The 19,942-nt window shown below is 35.4% G+C and carries 16 protein-coding genes; 10 read left to right on the plus strand and 6 right to left on the minus strand.

Annotation, left to right across the window (positions count from 1 at the left end; translation table 11 throughout):
- The first annotated feature begins 812 nt into the window (after positions 1–812).
- The 5 genes from ACFIKR_RS06970 (at position 813) to ACFIKR_RS06990 (ending at position 5,375) form a co-directional block, all read left to right on the plus strand.
- Positions 813–1,832 (plus strand): ATP-binding cassette domain-containing protein, encoded by a 1,020-nt coding sequence (locus ACFIKR_RS06970; RefSeq protein ID WP_375659350.1) that lies wholly within the window; start codon positions 813–815, stop codon positions 1,830–1,832.
- Positions 1,807–2,631 (plus strand): ABC-2 family transporter protein, encoded by an 825-nt coding sequence (locus tag ACFIKR_RS06975; RefSeq protein ID WP_375659351.1) that lies wholly within the window; start codon positions 1,807–1,809, stop codon positions 2,629–2,631. The genes ACFIKR_RS06970 and ACFIKR_RS06975 overlap by 26 nt, the downstream gene beginning before the upstream one ends.
- A complete protein-coding gene (locus ACFIKR_RS06980) occupies positions 2,615–3,403 on the plus strand; it encodes an ABC-2 family transporter protein (RefSeq protein ID WP_375659352.1) in 789 nt (262 codons plus the stop codon). The genes ACFIKR_RS06975 and ACFIKR_RS06980 overlap by 17 nt, the downstream gene beginning before the upstream one ends.
- Before the next feature lie 722 nt (positions 3,404–4,125).
- Complete coding sequence (locus tag ACFIKR_RS06985; protein WP_375635927.1) at positions 4,126–4,485, plus strand: hypothetical protein; 360 nt, start codon at positions 4,126–4,128, stop codon at positions 4,483–4,485.
- A gap of 524 nt (positions 4,486–5,009) precedes the next feature.
- Positions 5,010–5,375, plus strand: coding sequence for a response regulator (locus ACFIKR_RS06990; RefSeq protein WP_015856546.1), 366 nt, complete (start codon positions 5,010–5,012; stop codon positions 5,373–5,375).
- Positions 5,376–5,678: 303 nt separating this feature from the next.
- On the opposite strand, the gene rpsI is transcribed toward ACFIKR_RS06990, so the two are convergent.
- Positions 5,679–6,164, minus strand: a complete 486-nt coding sequence (gene rpsI, locus ACFIKR_RS06995) for a 30S ribosomal protein S9 (protein WP_015856545.1) — start codon at positions 6,162–6,164, stop codon at positions 5,679–5,681.
- Between the two features lie 2 nt (positions 6,165–6,166).
- Positions 6,167–6,631 (minus strand): 50S ribosomal protein L13, encoded by a 465-nt coding sequence (gene rplM, locus ACFIKR_RS07000; RefSeq protein WP_375635857.1) that lies wholly within the window; start codon positions 6,629–6,631, stop codon positions 6,167–6,169.
- Positions 6,632–6,927: 296 nt separating this feature from the next.
- Here rplM and recJ point away from each other — a divergent pair, with 296 nt between their 5' ends.
- On the plus strand, positions 6,928–8,712 hold the full coding sequence (gene recJ / locus ACFIKR_RS07005; protein ID WP_375659353.1) for a single-stranded-DNA-specific exonuclease RecJ: 1,785 nt from the start codon (positions 6,928–6,930) through the stop codon (positions 8,710–8,712).
- A 17-nt stretch (positions 8,713–8,729) separates the two neighbouring features.
- Here the strand turns inward: recJ and parE are convergent, their stop codons facing one another.
- The 4 genes from parE to ACFIKR_RS07025 form a co-directional block, all read right to left on the minus strand.
- Positions 8,730–10,796, minus strand: coding sequence for a DNA topoisomerase IV subunit B (parE, locus tag ACFIKR_RS07010; protein ID WP_015856542.1), 2,067 nt, complete (start codon positions 10,794–10,796; stop codon positions 8,730–8,732).
- Between the two features lie 81 nt (positions 10,797–10,877).
- Positions 10,878–11,615, minus strand: coding sequence for a lipoyl(octanoyl) transferase LipB (lipB, locus tag ACFIKR_RS07015; protein WP_375635860.1), 738 nt, complete (start codon positions 11,613–11,615; stop codon positions 10,878–10,880).
- A 122-nt stretch (positions 11,616–11,737) separates the two neighbouring features.
- Entirely contained in the window at positions 11,738–12,589 is an 852-nt protein-coding gene (locus ACFIKR_RS07020; RefSeq protein ID WP_375659354.1) for a TPM domain-containing protein, read from the minus strand.
- A complete protein-coding gene (locus tag ACFIKR_RS07025) occupies positions 12,589–13,215 on the minus strand; it encodes a LemA family protein (RefSeq protein ID WP_375656134.1) in 627 nt (208 codons plus the stop codon). Before ACFIKR_RS07025 ends, ACFIKR_RS07020 begins: the two co-directional genes overlap by 1 nt.
- A 388-nt stretch (positions 13,216–13,603) precedes the next feature.
- Between ACFIKR_RS07025 and ACFIKR_RS07030 the strand changes: the two genes are divergently transcribed.
- From ACFIKR_RS07030 to ACFIKR_RS07045, 4 genes are all read left to right on the plus strand, one after another.
- Positions 13,604–14,416, plus strand: a complete 813-nt coding sequence (locus ACFIKR_RS07030; protein ID WP_375659355.1) for a class I SAM-dependent methyltransferase — start codon at positions 13,604–13,606, stop codon at positions 14,414–14,416.
- A 905-nt stretch (positions 14,417–15,321) separates the two neighbouring features.
- Positions 15,322–16,860 carry a histidine ammonia-lyase gene (gene hutH / locus ACFIKR_RS07035; RefSeq protein ID WP_375659356.1) on the plus strand — a complete coding sequence of 513 codons (1,539 nt, stop codon included), beginning with the start codon at positions 15,322–15,324 and terminating at the stop codon, positions 16,858–16,860.
- A gap of 317 nt (positions 16,861–17,177) precedes the next feature.
- Positions 17,178–17,543: a hypothetical protein gene (locus ACFIKR_RS07040; protein WP_375659357.1), complete on the plus strand. Its 366-nt coding sequence runs from the start codon at positions 17,178–17,180 to the stop codon at positions 17,541–17,543.
- 923 nt (positions 17,544–18,466) lie between these two features.
- A complete protein-coding gene (locus ACFIKR_RS07045; RefSeq protein ID WP_375659358.1) occupies positions 18,467–19,843 on the plus strand; it encodes an amino acid permease in 1,377 nt (458 codons plus the stop codon).
- Positions 19,844–19,942 lie beyond the last annotated feature (99 nt).

Below are 19,942 nucleotides of genomic sequence, written 5' to 3' on the forward strand. Positions count from 1 at the left end.
TTACATCAAGAAGCGTTAGCAGACTTCAAAGAAACATTAGAAACATTGTGCGAAGCGTGCTTTATAGAGAAATGTTAGAAAATCCTATTCCCTAACTTTTATTTACGCGTCCCTCACTGTAAAAAAGCTGTATAAATACAGTAAGTTATTAGACAAATAAGTAGTGTTGCAATGCTGAAACAGAGTAAAGAAACTTCATTTGTTCTTTTTGGATATGGTGCGTTATTTAATAATCTGAGCTGATGAAGCTGCTCCTTTGAATTACCTATAGAGGTCATATATTGGGGAGGTGTGTCTGTCGAGGGAGATGAGTTAGATAAAATCTGAAGGATATTTACTAAAATAGTGAAGGCAATTTTAATTTTTTCATGGGAGATAATTGAGGCATTTTATAGTAATGCTTAGGAAAAGCATCTTCTCAAAGAATTCCTGTGGTCAAGGAAGTTTGTTTTGTTATCAATGTGGTTTGATATGCTTATAGTATAGATTTATGCTTTGTATCTTTTCTTATACAATGAAGGCTTATTAGCAAAGTTCTCTTTTCAATGAGCAATTATTTTTCTACTTACTTAGTTTATCCAAAAGTTTATCTTTCATAAAAGAAGAAATAAGTTTTTAGTATCTTAATGCTTCATTGAAGTGAACTCATCACATTGAAAAAATATCTAGACAAAAAATTGGAGATAAAACATCAGGTGCATTTTATTGCTCTAAGGAGGGCTTGAACACTTTTGTTTTGTCTAGTGAACAAAAACAAATATTTATTATGGGAACATTCAAAGGGGGGGATAAGTTGAAATTAGGAGTAATGGATGGGATCATTATTGATTGACGTTAATAACGTTTCAAAAATATATCGCAACATTGACAGAGGAATTGGTTTTAAAAACAAGGTGTTTTCTCTCTTCAAGCCGGCTTATACAAATCATCATGTGTTAAAAGATATGAGTTTCACCCTCTTTTCAGGGCAATCGTTAGCAATTCTTGGCCCTAACGGAGCGGGTAAATCGACACTGATTAAAATACTTTCTGGTATACAATATGCTAATGAGGGATGTGTTAAAGTCCTTGGTGTTGATCCTTATAAAGCGAAGAAAGATCTATTCAAGTCTTTGGGTGTGGTCTTTGGTCATAAGAATTGTTTATGGTGGGATTTGTCCTTACGCTACAGTCTGGATATGGTTCAACCATTATATGGTCTTGAACGCGCTTCTTTTACCCGTGATCTTAAAGAGATTACAGAGTTGCTGGGTCTTGAGCATATTATGGATAAGCCAGTGCGGATGCTTAGTCTGGGTGAGAGAGTGAAAAGTGAATTGGCATTTAATCTCTCCTTTAGACCTAAATTACTGTTTCTCGACGAGCCAAGTATTGGTCTTGATATTACATCTAAGCATGAAATCAGGGAGCTTCTTAAAAAACTGAAAAGGGAGCGCGGCACAGGGTATATCATCACAAGTCATGATATGGGAGATATTGATGGATACGTCGATGATATTATTCTCTTGCATAAGGGAAAGAAACAGTTTCATGGCAATCTTCATGCGCTTAAAAATGTCATTCCTTCTTTGGTGAGAATGACACTTTTTTGTGAACACTTGGCCGCACCTTCAACTGTTGTAGAAAAAATTGATGAGATTGCGTTGAAATCATCTACTTCTTTAAAGGATAAGCACTTTAACACTGAAGAATGCTCACTGGAGGTTTCGCTGCCCCGTGAGGATTTTGCACGTTTTGTACGCGAAATTACAACCGAACTGAACTGTACGTTCTCTGTATCCACTCCCTCGCTTGAAGAGATGCTCCGTGTTAAATTTAAAGAATTTATCTAACCACTGCTTTGGCATGTTTCTTTTTGCCAAGAATGGATTACTCACTGTTCTAAGTGATAGAGTAATGTTTTTTACCGACATTATCATTGGAACACTTTCGCCATTTGTTATTCAACTTCTATTATGGAATGCACTTTTCTCTGATATGGGCAACACCATAAATGGCTTTAGCTTTCATGATATGATGTATTATTATGCTTTTGCTTTAGTCCTAGGACGCTTAAATAATGGTTATAATGTGATTAAGTTTTTCTCTCATCATGTTAAAGAAGGTCAATTAGAAGTATATCTTACAAAGCCCTTCAGTTATATGACACAAATGCTTTTTACTTTTTTAGGAGAGAGTGTATTATATAGCATCCCGTTATTGGCTCTTTTTGTTGTTAAGCTTGTTTCATCTTATGAAAATATTCTGGGATTGGTCATCGCTTTTCTATTCTTTTTTCTCATTGTTATTCTATCACAATTGCTTTGTTTTTTACTCTCTTTTGGAATTGCCTTATTAAGCTTTTGGGTGATTGAGTACAATATATTACTCTCTTTCAGTATTCTCAGTTCAGCGCTTCTTGGGGGTGTTCTTTTACCACCATCTTTTTGGCCGGTCTGGCTTATTCCGTTCATGCAATTTAATCCTTATCGTTTCATGATATCAGCTCCTGCCGAGTTTTTCGCGACGCAAAATTTAGCGTTGTTTCAGCAGTTTATTTTCGGAAGTTTTACTTATATTTTGTGTCTTTTATTCTTAATTTATATTGCTTGGAATAAAGGAATGAAAGCATATAATGGAGCGGGTGGTTGAGATGAAAATAATCCTTCATTTTATCAGTCTGAATATCCGCCGACAGATTGTTTATGGTAAGAATTTGGCTGGGGAGTTTATTCTTTCTCTATGCTATTATTTTATTCAATTCATATTTATTGATAGAATATCTTCTTTTTCAGGAAAGATCGGTAACTATAGCACAGATGAAATTCATTTTATCTTTGTTGTCTTTGTTTTACTTGGAATATTTTTGAATATTTTTACTAATTCTATTGAAACATTTTTTGAAAAAGTAGCGGATGGTAAAATCGAGCCATACTTTATAAAGCCTGTTTCAATCTGGTTGTTGATGTTGTTTGGTTGGTGTAAACCACTTAATCTGATCAAGCTCTTTGTTCTTTATGTTAGTGCCTATTTATTTGTATCATTACCGAATATATCCGATCTTAAGCTCAGATGGATCTCTTTTATTGTTGCAATATTTTGTGTTTTTATCGTCAATATTTGTTTTTTCATGATGTTTAATTTTATAACATTTATTATTAGCCGTAAGATGCCTGTCGAATATTTTCATGAAATGATTTACGAGCTGTCATTTGTACTAATAGGCATTTATCCTTTAAGCATCGTAAAATGGTTTTTGTTTATGCTTCCTATGGCTTTTTCTGCTTCTTTGCCCGTTTCACTGTTATTGGGTAAAAATGAATGGAATATTGGATACCTTCTGTTGAGCGCTTTTCTTTTTATTGCCATGACTTTCATAAGTTATAAGAAAACAATTCGTAAATTTAATGGATTAGGGGGATGATATAAAAGTCAGAAAGTTATCATCGTGGAAGACAATGAACTTTATTAAAGAACTTTATTAAAATTATTCCGCGTTCTTGTAGAAACGAGAGGCTGTGAAATCGTCAAAATGTATAATGTCCTTATGGCATTAGATTTGGCGCGTTCACCAAAGTTATCTCTTATTGTATCTGATTTAGCTTTTTCAATCAAAGAGCTAAGCTGGAGTTTACGCTAATTTTTTGCTAGGGCAGCTATTTCTTCTCAATTTATAATAATGCAAATAATTTTATCAGAATCTTTCAATAAAGTATTTTTTGTTTTCTGTAAATTTTAAAAATATTTATCTTACTATATTATATAAAAAACACTACGTGTAACTAAAAAACAACATGTTGGTGTTTTTTAATACTATAACATAATAATATATTATGGTAATAAAGCTAAAATTATAATAAAAACAATAAAATAATTTTAATTTAACACATTTTAACATTAAATTATACAATATAAAAACACGAATAAAATAATTGACAAGCATAAAATAAACATGTAACAGATATATTGTAAATATAATATAATGTAAAATAATAATTAAAATAAAATTATTATTAAAGTTTTGTATTATATTTTTTTATTATAAGAAGATAAATATACCTTATCGATAGACGACGTAATGTTTTCTATTTAGAGGGGGTGATAAAGAAAATTTATTTTATTAAACATTGTCAATAGGTGGTTATGATGAAAATATTTAAGCATTGTATAGTATGTGTGGTTGCAGTCGCTATTTTCTTTTCACAGGTTTTAGGAGCCAATGCCGATTCTTTAAATGGTAGATTTCAAAATGCTGGTTTCATTTCTGTAATGACACAGGAAAATAGAGTTATTAAAGCTGTTGATATGATTATTAGCCAATTTGGAGGACAAGGGGCTGAGAAAAATGTCCAAAAAGTCGCGGGTTTAATGGGGATGGAGGCAGCGATTTTTGGTTTAATCGCATATCTTGTATATTTCTTTACTAGAAAGCCACCGAGTCCCGGAAGAACGACAGGTGGAAGAACATTCGATGCTTTTGCTTATAGTGCATGGGCTTTGAATTAAAAGATATTTTACTTGATGAACTTTGAATTATTCTGTTGTTGAATATTTTATATAAATAAACCGTGATATTTAATCACGGTTTATTTATATTTTACTCTTAATGATATTGATAAGTTTATCCTTAAGATATTGTTTGGGGGATGGCAGTATATGGCACATTAAATTTAACTAATCAGCTATTTTAAAGACTACTTAAATTTTTTCCTCTTTAAAATACGCATTTGAGCTAAGTTTGTGGCTGATATTTTTTTATGATGAAAACGCGAATGCATTAATTGAGATATCCATAAACTTTGCATATTAACTCAAAAAATATACGGTAATACAATCTTACGACTATTTGTGGGCTTCATTTTTATGAAATGAAAAAGCATAGTGATGAGTATTACAAATGTTTGCGTAAAAAGCTTTTATTGGAAGCTTTTAGTCTCTTTGTGGTTTACAATTTTTTTTATCATTTTATCTTAAGCAAAGAGAATGTAGATTCATATCTACTTTGTTTAAGAAGGGTGGAAGTTATACTAATGTCAAAAAAAGTCATGATCGTGGAAGATAATGAGCTTAATATGAAGCTATTCCGTGATCTCGTAGAAGCGAGTGGCTATGAAACCATTGAAACGCGGAATGGTCTTATGGCATTAGATTTGGCGCGTTCATCAATGCCATCTCTTATCCTTGTGGATATCCAGTTGCCAGAGGTCTCTGGAATAGATGTTATTAAACAATTAAAAGAAGATGAAGAACTAAGATCGATTCCCGTTGTTGCTGTAACAGCCTTTGCTATGAAAGGGGATGAAGAACGAATTCGTGCAAGTGGATGTGAAGAATATATGTCAAAACCTATTTCTGTCCCGCATTTTATCACAATGGTAAAGCATTTCTTGGATTGAAGCTTGTTAAGTAATGATAGAAAAAGACATTGGAAAGCTTATGAGATAACTAAAGTTATATTACAGATATTTTGTATTCTAGCACGTGGATATGTCTATTAAAAAAATACAAGTTTTTAAAAATTGAAACTGAGCTTTTGAATTTTTTGATCTATTTTTTAGCTCTTGTCTAAGGAGAATCGGTTGTTTTGCATTCTTGTTTTCTTCTAACCGGTGTAAATTTTTCTCTACTAAAAATCTGTTTTAGCAGTTAAAAAAGCCCCGTTTTTGTCCGAGGCTTTATGCATTGTACAAAAAATGAAATTAACGCTTTGAGAATTGGAAAGAACGACGTGCTTTTGCTTTACCGTATTTTTTACGTTCAACAACACGGCTATCACGGGTGAGAAAACCACCTTTTTTCAAGATTGAGCGAAGTTCTGGTTCGTAATAGGTTAAAGCTTTGGAAATGCCATGGCGCACTGCACCAGCTTGTCCGGAAAGACCACCACCTGCAACGGTTGCAATAATATCAAACTGGGTATCCCTGTTTGTTGCAACAATTGGTTGACGAAGAATCATTCTAAGAACAGGACGAGCAAAATATTTGTCAAATTCCTTATTGTTGATCGTGATTTTTCCAGAACCTGGTTTAATCCATACGCGTGCAACAGCGTCTTTACGCTTTCCTGTTGCATAAGCACGTCCTTGTGAATCAAGCTTTTGCACGTGGACAGGAACAACATTTTCATGTGTTTCTGTAATACTTGTTACTATGCTAAGCTCAGAAAGAGAATTAATTTCAGCCATAATCAAGCAATCCTTTTGTTTTTGCGGTTTAAAGCACCAACGTCAAGAGATTCAGGCTGTTGTGCTTCATGTGGATGTTGGCTTCCAGCGTAAACACGTAGATTCTTCAATTGACGGCGACCAAGAGGACCACGAGGAATCATGCGCTCTACCGCTTTTTCAATAACGCGTTCGGGAAAACGCCCCTCAAGAAGTTGACGTGCTGTACGTTGTTTGATTCCACCAATATAGCCGGTATGCCAATAATATTTTTTATCCGTATATTTTTTGCCAGTGAGAGCTATTTTATTTGCATTAATGACAATAACGTTGTCACCATCATCAACATGTGGAGTAAATGTAGCTTTATGTTTGCCACGTAAGCGGTTAGCAACAAATGTGGCAAGACGACCTAAAACAAGGTTTTCTGCGTCAATAATAACCCATTTTTTCACCACTTCAGTTGGCTTTTGTGAAAAAGTTGCCATAGAAGTATCCTTTATTAGAACCCTTTTAATATAAGGGAATTTTTACTGTTTTGCGTTGAAAATTGTTACCATAGCGAAATATTTAACGCATACACCTTGCTCTGATATAATGTCTTTTGATTGACGTCAAGAGAAAATAAAAACTTTATAAAACAATATGTTATGATAATGGTATTATAATACCTCATTAAAAGAAGTTTGTGTACCATTTAAACTTAAAATGAATGTTGCAAAAGACTATTTTATCTTTACCGCATGATTGTATTTTATCTTTCTTCATTATAGAATGAGCAATAATGCAGTGGTCTCGTTATTTTCTCAATGTTGAATCTTCTGCTTGTGGTCAAGCTTGGTTAGATGCCCTTGATGTTCAAGGGATAAATAATGCGCGCGCTATTTCTCAAAAATTTGGTTTTCCAGATCAGTTAGCTCGAGTACTTTCAGCAAGAGATGTGGATGAAGCTGAGGCTGTTGCTTTTATTAATCCAACATTACGTACGCTTATGCCTGATCCAGAAAGTTTTAGGGATATGCAATGCGCTGCAGAGCGTATTGTTAAGGCTCTTCTCAATCAAGAACAGGTTGCTGTTTTTGGTGATTATGATGTTGATGGTGCTTGTTCTTCAGCACTCATAGCGCGTTTTTTTCGTTATTTTGGTATTGAAGTCAAAATTTATATTCCTGATCGTATTGTTGAAGGCTATGGTCCGAATGAACAAGCAATGAGGATGCTTGTGCAAGAAGGTGCTCGGTTAATTATCACTGTTGATTGTGGCGCAAACAGTCCAGATGCGGTAAAAGCAACGAGGCTTGCTGGTGCTGATGTTGTAATTTTAGATCATCATCAAATGTCAGAGATTCATCAAGAAGCCGTTGCTCTTGTCAATCCTAATCGTCCTGATGATTTTTCTAAACAGGGGCATTTATGTGCAGCGGGCGTTGTTTTTGTTACGTTAGCTTGGGTTCATCATTTGCTGCGGAAAAAACAATTCCAAGGGCAGCTGCCTGATCTTTTAAGTATGCTTGATCTTGTTGCATTGGCAACCATATGTGATGTCGTTCCATTACAGGGGGTTAACCGTGCTTTTGTGATAAAAGGGCTTCAAGTTGCTCGTTCTATGCATAATCCAGGAATAACAGCTTTAACAAAGGTTGCACGAATAGGGGAGCCGCTTAATAGTTTTCATTTAGGTTTTTTGTTAGGTCCTAGAATTAATGCAGGAGGGCGCATTGGTGATCAGGCTTTGGGAGCACGTTTGCTTAGCTGTGAGAATAAAGATGAAGCGGACAGAATAGCAGAACAATTAGATCAGCTTAATCAAGAACGCCAAGAAATGGAGAACATTCAATTAGCACAAGCGGAATCTTACATTGCTTCTCTTTATCAAGATCAAGAAATACCCTTGTCACTTGTAATTTCTCATAAAGAATGGCATCCGGGAATTATTGGTATTCTTGCTTCCCGTCTCAAAGAGCGTTTTTTTTGTCCTGTTTTTGCTATTGCTTTAAAAGAAGATGGAAATGGCGTAGGGTCGGGACGTTCAATTAATGGTATAGATTTAGGAGCACTCGTTCGTGAAGCTGTTACATTAAATTTATTAGAAAAAGGAGGGGGACATAGTATGGCAGCAGGAATTACAATTCAATCGACAAAAATTGAAATCTTTCGAAAATGGCTAGAAGAAAAAGTTTCTTTAAGGGTTTCTGAGTTGCATGCTAAAAAGTCTCTTAGTATAGATGGTTCTCTTTCTGCTTCTGGTGTTAATGAAGCGCTGTTTGAGTTGCTTGAAAAAGCAGGGCCATTTGGGACAGGGAATGCAACACCTGTTTTTGTTCTTCCCTCTCATCGATTGGTGAATCTATCTGAAGTTGGTAAAGGACATCTTCGCCTCATTGTATCTAATGTTGAAGGAAAAAAACTGCAAGGAATAGCTTTTCGTGCTGTAGGGACATCGCTTGGTGATTTTCTTTTTGAAAATATTGGTGAGATGATTCATTTAGCTGGTCATCTTAGTTTGAATTATTGGAATGGAACGACCAATCCGCAACTGCGTGTGATTGACGCAGCCGCAGTGGTTTGAAAGGGATATTTTTTACATTAGATGTCTAGATTAGAAGCAAAAGTAGAATTTTCTTGTATGAAACGAAATCGTGCTTCTGGTTTTGTTCCCATGAGACTTTCTACAGTCTTTTTCGTTTCTTGCATTTCCACGGCATCAATAGAAACACGAAGCAATGTACGTTTTTGAGGATGCATAGTCGTTTCTTTAAGTTGTTCCGCGCGCATCTCACCCAGCCCTTTAAAACGCCCGATTTCGACTTTAGCTTTTCCAGTAAATTCAGTTTTGAGTAATTCATCCTTGTGAATGTCGTCACGAGCATAAGCAACTTTTCCTCCTTGCGATATTCTATAAAGGGGAGGGACGGCGAGATATAAATGTCCCTGATGAATAAGGTCAGGCATTTCTTGAAAGAAGAAGGTAATGAGCAGTGACGCAATATGAGCACCATCAACATCAGCATCTGTCATGATGATAATACGTTCATATCTGAGATCTTTTTCACGATACTTGGAGCGTGTTCCACATCCAAGAGCAAGGATAAGATCGCTAATTGTTTGGCTTGAGTTCATTTTTTCATGTGCAGCACTGGCGACATTTAAGATTTTACCACGAAGAGGTAAAATTGCTTGGTTTGCTCTATTTCTTGCTTGTTTAGCAGATCCTCCTGCAGAATCCCCTTCAACAATGAATAGTTCAGCACCCACAGCATGGTTCTGGCTACAATCTGCAAGTTTACCGGGCAGACGTAATTTACGGACAGCAGTTTTTCGACTTATTTCTCTATCTTGGCGTCGTTTAACACGTTCTTCAGCACGTTCAATAACCCAATCGAGAAGTTTTGTTGCTTCTTGCGGGGAATTTGCTAACCAATGATCAAAAGGATCGCGGATTGCATTCTCAACGATACGCTGTGCTTCAATGGTTGCTAATCGATCTTTTGTTTGTCCAACAAATTCAGGGTTACTGATAAAGACTGAAAGTATTGCGGCTGTTGAAATCATAATATCGTCAGACGTAATAATTGTTGCGCGCTTGTTTCCTATTAACTCAGCGTAGGATTTCAATCCACGCAAAAGAGCTTGACGTAATCCTATTTCGTGTGTTCCGCCTTCTCCTGTAGGAATCGTATTGCAGTAAGATTGCACACAAGAATCACCACCATGCCAAGCAATAGCCCATTCAACGGAGCCATGGCCATTATTTTGTTGTGTTTTGCCAGAAAAAATTTCTGATGTTACTCGATATTCATCTTTTAGTGACGAGAGTAAATAGTCTTTAAGCCCATTAGGGAAATGAAAAACAGCTTTTTCAGGAATATTTTTTGCGCCTTCAAGTATGACGGGATCACAAGTCCAGCGAATTTTTACGCCACCAAAAAGATAAGCTTTGGAGCATGCCATCTTATAGATTTTTTCTGGCTCAAAAGCTGCTTTTTCACCAAAAATTTCACGATCAGGATGAAAACGAACGCGCGTACCACGACGATTATAAACATCTCCTAGATCTTCCAATCCAGATTGAGGAATACCGCGTGAGAAACGTTGGCGGTAAAGTTTTCGTTCTCGTGCAACTTCAACTTCCATATCATCAGAAAGAGCATTGACAACAGAAATTCCTACTCCATGAAGCCCACCCGCAGTTTGATAAGCCTTTCCATCAAATTTTCCCCCTGAGTGGAGTTGTGTCATAATAACTTCAAGAGTAGATTTCTCAGGCATTTGAGGATGATTTTCGACAGGAATACCACGTCCATTATCTGTAACGGTTATATAACCGTTCCTATCTAATGAGACCTCAATAAAATCTGCATAACCCGCAACAGCTTCATCCATCGCGTTATCAATAATTTCGGCAAATAAATGATGAAGCGCTTTACTGTCTGTTCCACCAATATACATTCCAGGGCGTAAACGTACGGGCTCTAAACCCTCAAGCACTCGAATAGAGAGGGCATTATAGTCATCTTCTTGCGTATCTTTTGCACTTTTTTTTGAAATCATCGCTTTTGATTTCATTGGAGACTGCAGAGTGTTTTCTTTTGTATTTACCCGAGATTGGGCTTTATTTAAAACACTAAAAAGATCCTTTTTGTTATCGCTCATAGCGTTTAACTATCTACCTCATAAAATAAAATATTTATTAAAGTAATTTTATGCCTGTTTTTTATTTAAAAATCAATGCACTTAGGAAACATCAATTGTTGGACCGAAAATTTGTTCAAAGGCGTGTTTGAGAGCAATATCAATATCATGCATTGTTACAGGGTAACCTAGATCAAGAAAGCTTGTTACACCGTGGTTTGTAATTCCACAAGGAACAATTCCTGAATAATGGGCTAAATTAGGATTAACATTGATAGAAACTCCATGAAAACTTATCCATTTGCGCACTCGAATGCCAATAGCTGCAATTTTATCTTCGGAAGAAAGATCATTTTGTTTTGATGGGCAATGAGACTGTTTAACCCAGACACCAACGCGATCTTCTCTGCGTTCGCCTTTAATATTAAAGTTTGCAAGCATCTGTATGATCCATTCTTCTAATGCACTAATGAAAGCACGAATGTCTTGTTTTCGGCGTTTAAGATCAAGCATGATATAAGCAATACGCTGTCCTGGACCGTGATATGTAAATTCACCTCCACGTCCTGCTTCATAAACAGGGAATAAATTAGGCGCCAAAAGATCTTTTTTATTTGCACTCGTCCCTGCTGTATAAAGGGAAGGGTGTTCAAGAAGCCAAACTTGTTCATGCGCGGTTTTTGCAAGAATTTTTTCTACACGTTCTTGCATATAACGCAGAGCTTCAGGATACTCAACTAGATGATTACTTATCTTCCATTCAACGGGTGGATTTCCTAGAATTGCATTAAAATGATGTGATAAGTGATTACGATCCGTATGTTTTAATTCAAATGTCATTGGTAATATTTATCTTGATGTTTGAGTTTGTATTATAATCAGAAAAATAAAAAAAGAACAGGATTAAGAGATAGTTTATAAGAAGTGCAATGAATTTTATTAAAAAAATCATTATGCTCGTTTTACCATCTTCCTGTTGCACCGCCACCACCTGATGATCCACCACCACCTCTGAATCCTCCTCCCCCTGAAGGTCCGCCAAAGATTCTACCAGAACCTCTACCGCTCGCATTTAAGTTTAAAAACCAAGGTGTGAAGACAATACCCAGCCAAAGATACTTTCGTGGGCCTATTTTTTTACCAAAAATCATAGCAAGAATGGGCAAACCAACGACTATAAAGAGAATGAGAAACGTGATTGTATTTATAATCATTTCTTCTTTTTCAGCTTGTTTGCGTTGTTCTTCAACAGCTTTAGCTTTTTGATTGATTCGAAAAGAAAAATCAGCATCACTTTGTGTGATCACTTTGATAATTGCGTGAACGGATTCGACAATTCCTTTTTGATAATTTCCTTCACGAAAATTAGGAATCATGAAGCTATTAATAATGACAGAGGAAATGGCATCTGTTAGTTCTCCTTCCAGACCGTAGCCTACCTCAATACGTGCTTTGCGTTCATTTGGTGCAATGACGATTAATATGCCGTTATTGATTTGTTTTTGACCTAATTTCCATGTACGAAAAAGAGAATTGCTGTATGTTTCTATATCATTGCCCGAAAGAGTAGGGAGCGTCACAAGAACGATTTGATCTCCTGTTTTCTCTTCGAGTGTAGCTAGCTTTTCCGTTAAATTTCTTTGTGTTGCATGATCAAGTAAATGAGCCATATCGTTGATATGGCCGGTTAAGGGAGGAAACTTAGTGTGTGCGTAAGTGACATTCCCCAATGCAATGATCAAATATAGAATACTCAAAGGAACCCATAAACGTAGAAAAGTACGACGTTTTATAGAGTGTTGAAATATTTTCATTAATTAAAATTAACCTTTGGTGTTTGTTGGCTATCAGTATCGATGGTAAAAGTAGGCATAGGTTTAGCATCACGAAACCATAGTTTTGCCCAAATCATCGTCGGCATTGTTTTGAGTGCAGTATTGTAGGCACGTACTGTTTCAATATAATCGCGGCGCGCAACGGAAATTCGGTTTTCTGTTCCTTCTAATTGTGATTGAAGTGCAAGAAAGTTCTGGTTTGCTTTAAGATCCGGATAGTTTTCGACAACAGCCATAAGCCGCGAAAGGGCACTTGATAAATTTGCTTGATTTTTGAGATATTGCTGCATAACTTCTGGATTATTCAACATATCTGCATTAATGTTGACTTGCGTTGCTTTTGCACGTGCTTCAATTACATTTGTGAAAACGCTTTGTTCATGAGCTGCGTAAGCTTTAACTGTTTCTACAAGATTGGGGATGAGATCTGTACGACGTTGATATTGATTGAGCACTTCACTCCATGCTGCATGTGCTTTTTCTTCATTTGTTGGTATCGTATTAAATCCGCACCCACTTAAAAATGGCACTAACCATGCCAAAAAAATCACGATTGGAAATTGTTTTAATATTTTAAACATTGAAGAAGTTTGTACGTTTAACATAAAGATGCCTCCACAGATATTTTATGTAATATATAGGGTTTATCTTTTTGGTGGAAAGTATTTTAAATTTTATAAACAGGTATATTTATCAATAAACCAACATCTCTATGCATTTTAGGCACGCTTAAGTGATTTGTTGATATTAAAAAATAATAATGGTGATATAGAGATCATCTTATAAAAGATCAATGATATTCATATCAATTATTATTACAGAAAATTATATATTTTTGTAGTATTTTTTGTGGTTCACAACGTGCAGATAATAATTGGAAACGGGAAAAATTTAAGCATCAATCTTATGGAAAGATAGAAGGTAGGGCAGTTCTTATTTTCCCTCCTTTAGAAGTTATTCTTAGTACATCGGATAAAAAAGGGTTTTTTAATTATGTATGGTAGTAATTGTGAAAGAGGGGAAAATCCTGTGATAGAAAGTGTTCAACGGCAAAGTGAAAAGTTTGATGGATTGGCTAATGATTATGATTGTTATCGTCCTCGCTATCCTCTCACTTTATTTAAAACCATGCTCCATCCTTTTAAGAACAAAAAGCATTTGTCCATTGTGGATGTGGGGGCTGGGACAGGTATCGCATTAGAGGGAATTGTTAAATTTTTAGGAAATGAGCACCAATATCATGCTATCGATGTATCGGCAGATATGATTAAGAAGGGGCGAAGAAAATTTCCTACGGTGCAGTGGTATCAGGGCCGTGCCGAAGATCTATTGCCTCAAATTGGTGAGGTCGATTTTGTCATTGCAGCGCAAGCGTTTCAGTGGATGGATCGTCCTAAGTTGCTTTGTTCTGTTTCAGATCAACTTCGAGTCAATGGTGTCATGGCTGTTATTCAAAATAATTGTGATTTCAAGCATAGTGAATTTCTAGAGGCTTATGAGACATTGTTAGAGAAAATGAGTCCGAACTATTCTCGGTATTATCGTAATTTTGATTTTTTACAGGAAATGAGTGATGGCTTTGGGGTAGATCCAGAAAAGATTTTTTTCCATACGCACAATTGGATGATGATGATCCCATCTGAAGCTTTTATTGGAATGAGCCGCTCTTCAACGCAAGCGCAACGCGCTATTGCTTGCTATGGGGAAGAATATTTGCGGCAATTGGTTGCATTGATAAAGAAATATGAAGTGCAAGGTAATTTGGAGCTTTTGTATCGAAGTGAGCTCTATATGTATGCAGGATAATCTGATATCGATGATTACTTTTGCTCTTTTAGCACATCAGAGTAGGCGGTATTCAGGAGATTAACGCATTATTAAGGCAGATTTTGAGGAGGGAGAGTTTTTTCTTCTTCAGCATTCAAATTGATACCTTATTACATCTTATTTTTATTTTAAATAACGGGTTAGCTCGAGCCTTGTGTGGTTTTATTGAAGATGTGCTTTTCAGGTTTCAATATGGCGCTTTAAATACAATTTTAGAAGTGGCAAAGAAGTGGTAAATAAGCTTAATTTCTTCTATGTTGTGATGTGTAAATAAGTTTTTTAATTTTCTATAGAGTTTAATTTTTGCAATCATGATAGATTGTGGCAGCTATCTATCTAAGATTTTTATAAGTTTAGTAGGAATAGCTTAATGATATATCCATATGATAAATTCATTGAGTCCTCCCTTTACGCTTCATACACAAGAATTAAGCCTGCACCATCACACACTTTTTATCATCTCCCAATGTTGCGACAGCCTTTGAGACGGTTCATAAGAGGAGTTTTTAGTTCTTTTTTGTACAGTCTTATCCATACGCCAATCTCGCTTATGACGTGCAAGCGAATGGTTTTGACTGATTCAACGTACACGGATTTAGAATGGGAGAATCTTAAGATGTTCGGCTTTCTCATTCAATATGAATAATGCTAGATTATGATTATAAATTAATGCGTTATCTATTTTTGAAATCCATGACCTTGGTTGTGCTTGTCAATATTTCATTTTCATTTATCGTCAACTATTCTACTTTTGGATAATGGCTCCATTGTAAGGAATGCCTTTAAGAAAGCATTCTTGTTTTAAAGAGTCGTTATAGTTTTTTGTTTTATAGGAGGATCAATAATGCTAAACATTATACTTTGATTAAAAAAGAAAGTAAATTATGACTATTATACTAAAACCGAGCGAGGTGACGCTTAGTGAACTTGAAGCTATTTATTTTAATGGTGAAGTGAGTAAACTTCATAATGACACGCATTTAGCTATCGAGAAAGGGGCTCAGCGCATTGCTGAAATTGCTGCTGGAAGTGAGCCTGTGTACGGTATTAATACTGGTTTTGGGAAGTTGGCTTCTATTAAAATTGATGCGGACGATGTCGCTGTTTTACAGAGAAATCTTATTTTGTCCCATTGTTGTGGGGTAGGAGAGCCTTTAGCTGAAAATATTGTGCGTTTGATAATGAGCTTAAAGCTTATCTCTTTAGGAAGAGGGGCTTCAGGAGTTCGTCTAGAATTGGTAAATTTGCTGGAAAATATGCTTGCAAAGGGCGTCATTCCTGTCATTCCTGAAAAAGGGTCTGTTGGTGCTTCAGGTGATCTAGCTCCACTTGCTCACATGGCGGCTGTTATGATGGGAGAAGGAGAAGCATTTTTTCAAAATATTCGTATGAGTGGAGCGGTTGCATTAGAGAAAGCGGGATTGTCTCCTATTATTTTAGAGGCAAAGGAAGGTCTAGCTCTTATTAATGGGACGCAAACATCAACAGCTCTTGCACTTGCCGGTCTTTTTCGAGCTTATCGGGCATTGTGTGGTGGATTGCTGGCAGGAGCTTTGACGACAGATGCCATTATGGGATCAACGGCGCCATTTCATCCTGATATCCATATTTTACGAGGACATTATGGGCAGATTGCTGTATCGAAAACATTAGAAAAGCTTGTAGAGGATTCAGAAATTCGTGCAGCACATTTACGTGGTGATGAGCGTGTACAAGATCCTTATTGTATACGTTGCCAGCCACAGGTCATGGGGGCATGTTTTGATATTTTGCTAGCAGCAGCAAAAACACTGATTATTGAAGCAAATGCTGTTACAGATAATCCATTGATTTTAAGGAATGGTGAAGTTGTATCAGGTGGGAATTTTCATGCTGAGCCTGTAGCGTTTGCTGCTGATCAGATTGCTCTTGCTTTATGTGAAATAGGATCTATTTCTCAACGGCGTATTGCTTTGATGGTTGATCCAGCAGTTTCTTATGGACTTCCAGCTTTTTTAGCGTATAATGCAGGTCTTAATTCAGGTTTTATGATTGCTGAAGTAACAGCAGCAGCTTTAATGTCTGAAAATAAGCAAATGGCCCATCCTGCTTCCGTTGATTCAACACCAACTTCAGCTAATCAAGAAGATCATGTTTCAATGGCTTGCCATGGAGCTCGTCGGTTATTGGTAATGAGCGAAAATCTTTTTACACTTATTGGCATTGAAACGCTTGTTGCAGCACAGGGAATTGAATATCGTGCACCTTTAAAAACAAGTGCTTTTTTGCAATCTGTTATGGAATGTTTACGCAGAAATGTTGCTTCTCTTAAGGAAGATCGCTATCTGGCTCCAGATCTTCATCAAGCACATATACTTGTGCGTGAAGGGCACTTATTATCTATTTTACCAGAAACAATTTTTCCTTCACTAGAACCCAAATAATATTTATTTTTGAGTTCAAAAGAGAAGGAGAGACCTAATTATGAGATTTCTTTATACAAAAATTGGAGAGATGATGAATATATCTTTATAATAATTAATAAATATTTTTCCATTTATTGGCTGTTATGTATTGTGTTTATTCACAATTATCTCTTTAATACGCTTATCTTTTGATATAAACTAGTTTAGATAAGTTTATGAATGAGTGTATTGTATTTATTATTACTCACTAAAATTAATATTTCTATTGAGTATTTCTCTTTTTAAAAGATAGTTTATAATTTTTGTACTTTTAAATCACGAGAAAGGGAAAATAAATGTCTAAAAATCGTCTATTATGTATTTTAATGGCAATCATTGTTTGTTTTTCGCAAATTGTGGAGGCTCACGCGAATTTTTGGAGAGGAAGATCTCAACAGGGTGGTTTTATTGCTATATGGGTACCGGAGAAAGATATTTTTGTTCAGGTAACAAGAGGAGCTATCATGAATGTTTCAGATCAAAGAAGTGGAAATAATAGTCGCTCTCTTGTTGGACCAAAGGTTGAAAAGATGATATTTGCCGCAGTTGCTCTTTTGCTTGGAAAGCTTGTATTTAAAGCGGCTGGAGTTTTTAAAAGATGGGCTGGGGCTAAAATTTCTCACACCTTTGAGGAATGGCGAGATTCCTTTATCATTGATTAAGCTATATCAATTGGTTTTAAAAATGAGTGCACGTGGTGTTGAATGCAATTTATGATGATGTGACAAACTAAAAAGTATAGAAGGTTTATACGGTACTAATAGAAAGTTTAACGCATGTTTCTCTTGAATATGATGATATCAATTTAAGGTTTTTATTTATAGCCTTGAAAAACACATATGATGAATGGAAGCTTATGCCTCTCATGTAAAACAGTGTTGTTTTTTGCGTGCACGGGTTTGTTTCAAGAAATTCCTCAATACTTAAACTTACATTTCAGGGTTGATCCGTGAATGGTATAACCTAAAAACTCTCGTGAAAAGTATAAGATGAATAGTGCATCATTATTTTTTATGTTACGAGGATACGATTTGATACTATAAGATAATCCATTTTCTGAGTTGTAACAGCTTTTTACACTTGAGACAGTTTATTAAAAGGCATTTTTATTCCTTTCTTTACGTATTTTTATTCACACGTCAATCTCGCTTATAATATGTAAATGAAAAGTTTTGATTGCTTCAATATGAACAGGTTTGGAAAAGAGAGAATCTTATGATATTGAGGAGCCAATTCAATATGTAAAACAATAAATTATCTTTATGAATAAAAATGTTTATATTATCTTGCATTCAACCCCACATATTCTGCAGAAAAATAGAAAATATATAAATGAGTTAAATGACAATTATAAAAAATTTTATTATCACGTAATTTCAATAAAACGATACAAAACTTAGGCTATAAAAAGCTGAATCATTCGCAATAAAAGTATTTTTTTCATTGCCTAGGATAGAACATCTGGAAGGCTATTGTTTAATGCTTTTAAAGTATATCTTCGAAAGAGAAACATGAGGCTTTATTTATCATAAAGCTGTTATTGTGGTGTGGATTTTCGTCAACATTTCAATAAAGAAGGAAAGTAATGGCACGAAATGAACTGAAACGAGGTATGAGTAAGCGCCAAGTTATTTTTTTAGCTCTTGGCTCTGCTATTGGAACAGGTCTTTTTTATGGGTCTGCACAGGCAATTAAGCTTGCGGGTCCAAGTGTTTTGATTGCCTATTGTATTGCTGGTTTAGCTATTTTTATGGTTATGCGGGCTTTAGGAGAGATGATTATTCATAATCCATTGCCTGGTTCTTTTGCACGTTATGCAGCAAATTACATATCGCCATTAGCAGGTTTTTTAACGGGATGGACATATGTATTTGAAATGATTCTTGTTGGTTTGGCTGATATTACAGCTTTTGCGACTTATATGGGTTTTTGGTATCCTGATGTTGCTCCTTGGGTATGGGCATTTAGTATTACGTTAATTATCACGGGTATTAATTTAGCTGCCGTAGAAGTATACGGTGAACTAGAGTTTTGGCTGTCTTCTATTAAAGTTATTGCTATCATTGCAATGATTATTTTAGGAATAGTAATTATTTTTTGTGGTTGGGGTGAAAGTGCAGTTTTTTCTACGGTTACTGTTCATAATTTATGGAAGAATGGTGGTATTTTTCCTAATGGTTGGTTTGGTTTTTTAGCTTGCTTTAGTGTTGTTGTCTTTGCTTTTGGTGGTATAGAAATCATTGGGATGGCAGTCATGGAAGTTCAAAACCCTCATCAAACAATTTCAAAGGCAATTAATTCTACTCCAGTTCGTATTTTGCTTTTTTATATCATGACGTTAGCTATTTTAATGTCACTTTATCCTTGGAATGAGATTGGTCTTATGGACAGCCCTTTTGTATCCATTTTTGAAAATCTTGGAATTTCATATGCGGCAAATATCTTAAATATTGTTGTTGTTACAGCGGCTATTTCTGCAATGAATAGTGGAATGTATGGTGCTTGTCGCATGATACATGGTTTATCGCAGGAAGGTTATGCTTTAAAAAAGTTTCAATATTTATCAAAAAATGGTATACCAATCTTTGTTATTTTGATGATCTTCGGTATTTTTCTTCTTGGTGCTGTCCTTAATTATTTTTACCATGAAAAGCTTTTTTTTCTTATTGCTGCAATGGCAACATTCGCGACAGTTTTTGTGTGGATGATGATTCTACTTTCACAAATTTTTATGCGAATTAAGATGCCTAAAGAAGCACAGAATGGTTTAAATTTTCCAATTCCATTTTGGCCAATAGGGTCGATTTTTTCTATTTTATTTATGGTTTTTATTTTTATTCTCTTATGGTATTTTGATGAGACACGACCAGTTTTAATTATAGGTTTTAGTTGGATCGCTTGGCTTGTTATTTGTTTTTATGCACTTAAACTTTATAATTTTAAGCAAAAGAAACTGCAATAAAATGTGAATAGAGATTAAACTCAAAACAAATAGCTGATGTTATCAGGAGAAGAGTTGTTTGATTGTTATTCTCTAAAGATTAGTATAATCTAGATTGAA

Origin of the sequence: Bartonella sp. MR30HLJHH (assembly GCF_042194195.1) — a bacterium.
GTDB classification, from domain to species: Bacteria; Pseudomonadota; Alphaproteobacteria; order Rhizobiales; family Rhizobiaceae; genus Bartonella; species Bartonella grahamii.

Coding starts and splice junctions, on each gene's coding strand:
- rplM (WP_375635857.1), bottom strand. CDS start 6,631: ATGGCAACTTTTTCACAAAAGCCAACTGAAGTGGTGAAAAAATGGGTT.
- rpsI (WP_015856545.1), bottom strand. CDS start 6,164: ATGGCTGAAATTAATTCTCTTTCTGAGCTTAGCATAGTAACAAGTATT.
- ACFIKR_RS06970 (WP_375659350.1), top strand. CDS start 813: ATGGGATCATTATTGATTGACGTTAATAACGTTTCAAAAATATATCGC.
- parE (WP_015856542.1), bottom strand. CDS start 10,796: ATGAGCGATAACAAAAAGGATCTTTTTAGTGTTTTAAATAAAGCCCAA.
- ACFIKR_RS07025 (WP_375656134.1), bottom strand. CDS start 13,215: ATGTTAAACGTACAAACTTCTTCAATGTTTAAAATATTAAAACAATTT.
- ACFIKR_RS07020 (WP_375659354.1), bottom strand. CDS start 12,589: ATGAAAATATTTCAACACTCTATAAAACGTCGTACTTTTCTACGTTTA.
- ACFIKR_RS07030 (WP_375659355.1), top strand. CDS start 13,604: ATGTATGGTAGTAATTGTGAAAGAGGGGAAAATCCTGTGATAGAAAGT.
- ACFIKR_RS06985 (WP_375635927.1), top strand. CDS start 4,126: ATGAAAATATTTAAGCATTGTATAGTATGTGTGGTTGCAGTCGCTATT.
- ACFIKR_RS07040 (WP_375659357.1), top strand. CDS start 17,178: ATGTCTAAAAATCGTCTATTATGTATTTTAATGGCAATCATTGTTTGT.
- lipB (WP_375635860.1), bottom strand. CDS start 11,615: ATGACATTTGAATTAAAACATACGGATCGTAATCACTTATCACATCAT.
- ACFIKR_RS06990 (WP_015856546.1), top strand. CDS start 5,010: ATGTCAAAAAAAGTCATGATCGTGGAAGATAATGAGCTTAATATGAAG.
- ACFIKR_RS07045 (WP_375659358.1), top strand. CDS start 18,467: ATGGCACGAAATGAACTGAAACGAGGTATGAGTAAGCGCCAAGTTATT.
- hutH (WP_375659356.1), top strand. CDS start 15,322: ATGACTATTATACTAAAACCGAGCGAGGTGACGCTTAGTGAACTTGAA.
- ACFIKR_RS06980 (WP_375659352.1), top strand. CDS start 2,615: ATGGAGCGGGTGGTTGAGATGAAAATAATCCTTCATTTTATCAGTCTG.
- recJ (WP_375659353.1), top strand. CDS start 6,928: ATGCAGTGGTCTCGTTATTTTCTCAATGTTGAATCTTCTGCTTGTGGT.